We start from the raw sequence: 1224 nt of genomic DNA on the forward strand, positions 1-1224 counted from the left end.
CAGTCGATGGGGCTGACCGACCGCGACACGAGCCTCGTGGTCGTTCCGCAGTTTCCACGTGAACGCGTGGGGGCTGCCCCACGCGACGTTCATGACCGGCGTCAACATGCTCATGCCGGACCGTTTCCTCCAGCCCGCGCCGCTCGCGGAGATGATCGAGACCGAACGCCCCACGCACGCCGCGGCGGTGCCGACGATCTGGCAGGGCCTGCTGGTCGAGCTGACCGAGAAGCCGCGCGACGTCAGCTCGCTCGGTCAGGTGACGATCGGCGGCTCGGCGTGCCCGCCGGCGCTCATGGAGGCGTTCGACCGCCTCGGGATGCGGGTCTGTCACGCCTGGGGCATGACCGAGACCTCGCCGCTCGGCACGGTGGCACGCCCCCCGGCCACGACGGCCGGTCCCGAGGAGGAGTGGCGCTACCGACTCACGCAGGGACGTTTCCCCGCCGGCGTCGAGCCGCGCCTCATCGGCCCGGGCGGCGACGTACTGCCGTGGGACGGCGAGTCGGCCGGTGAGCTGGAGGTGCGCGGCTCCTGGATCGCGGGCGCCTACTTCGGCGGTACGGGGCAGGAGCCCGTGCGGCCCGAGGACAAGTTCAGCCCGGACGGCTGGCTGCGCACCGGCGACGTCGGCGTCATCTCGGAGGACGGCTTCCTCACCCTCACCGACCGAGCCAAGGACGTCGTGAAGTCCGGCGGTGAGTGGATCTCCAGCGTGGCGCTGGAGAACGAGATCATGGCGCACCCGGACGTCGCCGAGGCGGCGGTCATCGCCGTACCGGACGAGAAGTGGGGCGAGCGTCCGCTCGCGGCGGTCGTTCTCCGCGAGGGCGCCGCCGCCGGCCCGGCCGAACTGCGCGCCTTCCTCGCCGAACGGGTCGCGAAGTGGCAGCTTCCCGAGCGCTGGTCGGTGATCGATTCGGTGCCGAAGACGAGCGTCGGCAAGTTCGACAAGAAGGTGCTGCGCGCGCGATACGCGGACGACGGGCTCGACGTCACCGTGCTGTGAGGAGGCGCCGAGCGCCCGGAGGTGAGCGACGGGCTGCGGGTCGGCAGGGCTGCGGGCTGGCGGCGGCGGTGGAGCTGGGCGGGAGTGGCGGGGCGCGGCGGCGGCTTGAGGCGGCGACTTCGTGGCGCTCTGGACGGGGTGCCGGCGGGCCGGCGGTGGCTGCGGCGATACGGGAACGTGGGGCCGCCTACGAGGCCCCGCCGCACCTCGCACTG

At 73.1% G+C, this 1224-nt stretch carries 1 pseudogene; it reads left to right on the plus strand.

From position 1 onward, the window contains the following. A pseudogene (locus SSBG_RS14915) lies at positions 1-1009 on the plus strand (AMP-binding protein); the annotation flags it as partial. Positions 1010-1224 lie beyond the last annotated feature (215 nt).

Source organism: Streptomyces sp. SPB074 (assembly GCF_000154905.1).
Classification (GTDB): domain Bacteria; phylum Actinomycetota; class Actinomycetes; order Streptomycetales; family Streptomycetaceae; genus Streptomyces.